Genomic DNA, 6431 nt, shown 5'->3' on the forward strand with positions numbered 1-6431 from the left:
TCAACCTGGGAGGCAATCACTTCCCGGTTCATGTAGTGGGCCATATCCACCATTGAGCGCACCATTGCCCGGTCAGTCTCGCTGGTCGACAGCTGGCCGGTAAAGGCGCTGTCGATCTTAATCAGGTCTACCGGTAACGAACGCATGAACTCGAACGAACTGGGGCCACTGCCAAAGTTGCCGAGACAGAACCGGCAGCCAAGTTCTTTCATCTCAATGATGAAGTCTGCCACTGACTGGACGTCGTTAATCGCCGAGGCCTCGGTAATCTCGAACCACAGCCGCTCGATAGGCGCATCTTTCTCACTCAGCTTTTCGTAGATGAACTCCAGCAGCGACTGGTCATTCATGGAATAGCCGGACAGGTTGATGCAGACGCCGCCGAAATGCCTCGGGTCCGGCGCCTGTTCCCTGAGCCAGTCCAGCATGTGACCAACAACCCAGCGATCCACGGCCTGCATACGGTCATAACGCTCGGCCATGCGCACGAAGTCCCGACCGGTAATGAGGTTGCCCTCGTCATCGTACATGCTGATCAGCACCTCATACTGCGCAGCCATGGAGGACTTCGCATGCAGAGGGATGATCTTCTGGCAACGCAGCAGCATGCGCTCCTCATTCAGGTCGCTGAGGCTGGCAACCTTGGCGGCAATCTGCTCCTGACGGGCCTGGTCATCGGCGTCCAGGGCATACTCCGAAACCTTCCCGTGGCCCTGCTGGCGAGACGCGGCAAGCGCCTGCTCCGACGCCCGTAACCAGCGTTCAGCACTGACCAGGGCCGGCAACGTGGGGACCACACCGGCGCTGGCTGAGAGCCGGTAGTCGCGACCACCAAAACTGAACTCGGCGGCCTCCACTGCCCGGATGAGATCTCTTGCCGCGTCGCTGGCACTCTCGGACGGCACCAGCATGGCAAACTCATTGCCCGCAAGTCTGGCCACGGGCATACCGTCACCGACGTGGCTGCGCAGGATATCGGCAACCCGCTTCAGGGTCTCATCACCGGCCTGGTAGCCGGCGGTGTCGTTCAGCAGGCGGAACCTGCGGAGATCCAGGCGCACGAGGGAGCGCTCATCCTCCCGACGGGCCAACTGCTGATCGAGCATGCGCTCGAATTCGCGACGCCCGAGAAGGCCGGTCAATTCATCATGGGTGGAGGCCCAGGACAACTGGTCATAGACCTTGCGGACCATGCGATCGATACTCTCGTCCACCAGCGGGCGTTCATACTGGCTATCAGGCACGATGATGCCTTTTCGCATCTGCCGGGCCAGGGACTCCAGCTCCAATTCCACCACTCGCATGCCCTGGTGATTCACAAAGACAAAGCGGCTGAAACCGCGGGCCACCCAGACCAGGCGAATGTACTGGGGTTCGTCCGGTTTTTCCTGGTCGCGAAGCCAGTCGCCGGTTCGCAATTTCTGCGCCCGGTTGATCCAGCGCTGAAGACTTCGTTGCTCCCGGTCGGACAGTTTTCTGGCATCCGGTTGCTCCGGTTTTGCCACTGGCACTTCAACCAGTTCGGGGCTTTTTTGCGGACTGCGAACCAGGAACTGCTTGAGCTCGTCCCGGATTTGCGAAGAAGGCATGTGGTTGCTGGAAATAGAGGCCAGACCATCCTGGATTACCCGCAGCAGCTCGGGCAGATTAATGGAGCTGTTCGGATCATCAGCGAAGGATAGGAGCGAATCGATAACGGCCAGGTAATCATGCCACAGCTGGCTGTCAGGCCCCTGCCGGATCCAGGTCAGCGAAAGCAGATCCCGCCAGCCACCATCCAACAGGCTGATTACCGCCTTTGGCACCTTGCGCCCACCCAGTTTGTTGTCCAGAACATCGGCCACAGCCTTTTTTGACTCGGCTACCTTCTGGGCCCCCTCTGCGGCCGCTGTCACTCGCTCGACATTCCGGCGATAGACAAGATTCTGACGATCAATCAGGGTGTCCAGTTCCTGGACCGTTTGCTCGAATACCCCGGTGTCCTGCTCGAAGTCCGTTGTAATGCGGTCTACCAGCTCATCCACGCGACGCTGAACCACCGGATTGATGCGCCCGCCCTTTACCCCTAACTGGGCCAGACGGTTCATCACCCCGCGTACCGGGCTATCCTGGTCGTCAAAGAACGCAGGATCCCTCATGACAACTTTGAGAACGGGCACTTCCAGCTGCCGCATGCGCTGCTGGGCATACTCGCTGAGCTTCGGGCTTTCCACCACCGATTTGAAAAACCGGTCGACCACATCGACCGTTTCCTGCTGTTCTTCATCCAGCCGGTTATCACCGCTTGCCTTTACTTTCTCTACCACCCGCTCCTTCAGGGGAGCCAGCTCCTCGCCAGTATCCACGGGCTGAGATTGCAGCTGCTGGAGTTCTCGCTGGAATTCTCCGGACGACAGAGGCCTGGCATTGGGCTGGAACGGCAAAGGCTCCGGATCGCCCCGGGCCACACGGCTCGCGCTCAGGGTATTCAGCAGGTTACGCACCGTGGCGAACGCAGTCTGGGCCGCCTGGGCATAACCCCGAAACTCGCCCCCCAGCATGCCGGCTCTGCGACGAGACTGGGGCTGTCCGGCGTCTTCGGCACCCGCCTTCGGCTTTGACTCTGCAGCAGCACTCTCCGCGGCAACCGGCTCGGGCTCCGCGGGCTCTTGTTGTGTCTCCGGCTTTGCCCCGGCCTGCTCGCTCAGATACTTGCTGAGATCCAGGTCCGGCAGAACACCGTGACGAATCAGAATATCGTTGAGTTCTTTGTAAAGAGGTCCCAGCTGTTGCAACACGGTCTGCTCAAAGACCCGCAGACAGACTTTCTCCACCTCCCGGGTCGCCTTGAGCTGGCTGAGGCCATTATGGAAGGCTTCGCAGACCAGGGAGGGCCCGAGGGGATTGTGGTGTCCCGTGGCGTTCGCGATGCCAAGTTTGTCCAGGCGAAGCTTGAGCTGCAGCAGATCGCCCCGATACTGGGTATCCGCCTTGGTTACCATCACCCGGATCGTCAACCAGTCCTCGAATTCGCCCTTGTCGACCACGGACAGCTCGGACCCCGGAAACCCCTTGGGGGCGGGCTTCAGTGGTGATTCCAGGCTGCGAGCCATCTGATGCCAGATGACCCGTTGCCGGGCCTGAATCTGGCCCGAAGCATCCATGTATTCATTGGCCTGCTGATCATTTACGGCTCTCTGGGCCGCCAGTTTGAGACCCTCCACCATTTGCACGAAACAGGCGTCCATCAACGGCTCGATAAACTGGGTCACCGCCTTGGCGGACTGGTGCAGGACAAACTGTACGCGATCACTGGGTGCGCGGAGCGAGGAGCGATCCTGACTTCGGGAGCCCCCGCATTGCTGCAGCATGGCATCCACGGCTACCGGGTTGGGCCTGCTGAAATTGACCCCCATGGCGCCATCGATGCGACGGACAATACTGACATGAAGCTCGTGGCGGCGCGCACCATCCAGACCCCGAAAACGTATCACCAGTTCTGGGGGTATGCCGGAAGCAAACGCCCGATCCAGCTTCTTCGAGGTTTCACCCGAATAGCGGACGAACAGACCCTCCGCACAGAAATCGGCGATCTGACACGGCCAGGCTTCACCGGTTCCCAGATCAATCTGGGCGGCAAGCTTGATTGGTTGGCGGGGGCTGCTACGACGTTCTCTCGGATCCATGAACTACCTGATATCTCGCAAAGCCGGAACGATCACCGAACACAGCGCCCGGTACCGGCTCACGTCCCTGAAACGATGGCGGATGCCACCGGCTGCTACTATAGAGACCATGATTGTACTATAGCGGCCTGGCCCCCACAGGCAAACCAATCCACTATAACATCCTGACCCATGAAACAGCTTAGTCAGATCTATCTACTTTTGCTACTGGTAACAATGCTTAACGGCTGTTCGACCATTGGCTACTATTCGCAGGCTGTCAGTGGCCATCTCTCCCTGATGATGTCGGCGGAACCGGTCGACGACATTCTCTCCGACACCTCAACGCCGGTGGACCTTCGGGGAAAACTCACGGTAGCGCAACAGGCCCGGGAATTCGCCGGTCAACGACTGGCCCTGCCGGTGGGAGAAGCCTTCAGCGACTACGTGGATCTCGACAGACCCTGGGTAGTGGTGAACCTGGTGGCTGTGCCGGAGTTCTCCCTGGAACCGCACCGCTGGTGCTATCCGGTGCTCGGCTGTCAGGCCTACCGGGGATACTACAGCCTGGCGGATGCGCGTGCCGAGGAGTCGCAGTTTCGCAACAAGGGCTTCGACACGTTTATCGGCGGCGTGACGGCCTATTCCACCCTCGGCTGGTTCGATGACCCCCTGCACACCGGCTTTACCCGACTGGCGGAGGATCGCATGGTCGCCCTGATGTTCCATGAGCTGGCACACCGGGTGGTCTACATCGCCGATGACACGGCATTTAACGAAAGCTTTGCCACCGCGGTGGAGCTGGAAGGGCTCAGGCTCTGGCTATCGGACCAGGGCAAACCCGGCCAGTTCGAGGAGGCACTGGACCGCCTGGCTCGCCGAAACCAGACGCTCACCCTGGTCGAAGACTTCAGTGCCCGGCTGGACGTTCTTTATGCTCAGCAGGACGTCTTGCCAGACCAGCAACTGCGGAATCGCAAGGCGGCCATTTACCAAGAGCTGGCTCTTGCCTATCAGGAACTTTCCGCAGAGTGGTCCGAACCGGGCCCGTTCGGACCGGTACCAGTCAGCCTGAACAATGCCAACCTGGCGCTGTTTCGTCAGTACAACCAGCACGTACCGGCGTTCCGTCAGATGCTTCGGAATGCAGGCTACGACTTTGCGGACTTTTACAAGGCCGTCAAGACGCTGTCAGAGCAACCGGAACCCCAGAGGACTGAACATCTGGCCGCCCTGTCAGAGCGGTTTGAAGAACACCTTTGAGTTCCGCTGGGTGTTATAGGCAGCCAGCTTCGGCCCGGGCAGGGCCTGCACTGTCGAAGGCTGGAAGCCCCGCTCCCGGAACCAGTGCTCCGTCTGGGTGGTGAGCACGAACAGCTTCTGGATACCCTGCCCCCTGGCCAGCTTCTCCACCATTGCCAGAATCTCATCGCCCCGCCCGGCCCGGCGATAGGTCGGGTCTACCGCGAAGCAGGACAACTCGCCGGCACCCTCTTCAGGGTAGCTGTACAGAGCGGCACAGCCCACGATAGTGCCGTCGCGCTCCGCCACAACAAAGCGGTCAATCTCGGTTTCCAGCATCTCCCGGGAGCGGCGAACCAGAATGCCCTGCTCTTCCAGCGGCTGGATCAGCTCCAGAATCCCGCCGATGTCCTCGACCCGGGCCTGGCGGAACTGCTCGTAGTGATCACCACTGACCAACGTGCCGGCGCCATCCCGCGTGAAGAGCTCCTTCAGCAGGGCGCCGTCATCCACATAGCTGATGATGTGGGCGCGACGCACACCCTTCACACAGGCATCACAGGCAGCTCGCAGCAAGTCGGCATCGTGACCGGTCACCGCACCGGCCGCCAGACGATCGGACGCCTGGCGCGCCGACAGCTCCCGGATCAAAGTACCGTCCTCTTCCTGTAACCCGGGATCATCAATAAACACCATCAGCTTCTCGGCCTGCAGTGCCGCTGCCACCTGGCTGCCAACATCCTCGTAGGAGAGGTTGAAGGCATCCCCGGTGGGCGAATAGCCCATGGGCGGCAACAGGACAATGTGACCAAGCTCCAGCAGTTTCTCGATCCCGGCCACATCCACCCGGCGCACCTTGCCGGTATGGCCAAAATCAATACCGTCGAGCACACCCACGGGCTTGGCAGCCACATAGTTGCCGCCACTCACCCGGATACGGGCATTATGCATCGGCGAATTCACCAAACCCATGGAAAGGTGGCTCTCCAGGTAGGCACGCAGGCCACCGACGGCCTCCATCACCATGCTGAGGTGCTCTTGCGGCGTAATCCGCAAACCTTTTGAAAACGACGATTCGATTCCTGCAGCATCCAGCCGCGTCTGGATTTGCGGGCGGGCTCCAAAGGCAACGACCAGCCGCACACCAAGACTGCTCAGCAGCGCGATGTCATGGATGATGTTGATGAAATTCCCGTGTTCAATCGCATCCCCCGGAATGGTCAATACCACCGTCCGCCCGCGATGGGCGTTGATGTAAGGGGATGAATGGCGGAATCCATGCAGCCAGTCGTTTGATTTCAAACCTTTCTCCTGGTCTCTCGTTATCTTCTAAAGGCAGGTACTTTATCTTGAGGAGTTTGCCGAGTCCTGTCGAGGAGGGTGTGCCAAAACACGCCCGTAAATACGTCCCTGTAGGGCTCGGTCGCGCCATCCCTGGCGCTCCACGGTTTTGGCACACCCTCCCCGCCAGGACTCTCCGCAGGCGTCGGAAGTGCCTGCGCCACACTCAGAGACAGAACTGTCGGATCAGCCCTCGCAGTACTT

General features: G+C 60.1%; 3 protein-coding genes. 1 reads left to right on the forward strand and 2 read right to left on the reverse strand.

Annotated features, from left to right (window positions below; translation table 11 throughout):
* On the reverse strand, positions 1-3665 hold a 3665-nt coding region (locus B2W52_RS09695), incomplete at its 3' end, for a DUF1631 family protein (protein ID WP_286802763.1).
* 171 nt (positions 3666-3836) lie between these two features.
* Here B2W52_RS09695 and B2W52_RS09700 point away from each other — a divergent pair.
* Complete coding sequence (locus tag B2W52_RS09700) at positions 3837-4907, forward strand: aminopeptidase (RefSeq protein WP_286802766.1); 1071 nt, start codon at positions 3837-3839, stop codon at positions 4905-4907.
* Here B2W52_RS09700 and argA read toward each other — a convergent pair.
* On the reverse strand, positions 4881-6188 hold the full coding sequence (gene argA / locus B2W52_RS09705; protein ID WP_008173448.1) for an amino-acid N-acetyltransferase: 1308 nt from the start codon (positions 6186-6188) through the stop codon (positions 4881-4883). The genes B2W52_RS09700 and argA overlap by 27 nt on opposite strands.
* Between the last annotated feature and the right edge of the window lie 243 nt (positions 6189-6431).

This window comes from Marinobacter sp. UBA2498, assembly GCF_002341575.1.
Taxonomy (GTDB): domain Bacteria; phylum Pseudomonadota; class Gammaproteobacteria; order Pseudomonadales; family Oleiphilaceae; genus Marinobacter; species Marinobacter manganoxydans.

Excerpts from the sequence above, each read along its gene's own strand:
- B2W52_RS09700 (WP_286802766.1), top strand. The coding sequence starts at position 3,837 with ATGAAACAGCTTAGTCAGATCTATCTACTTTTGCTACTGGTAACAATG.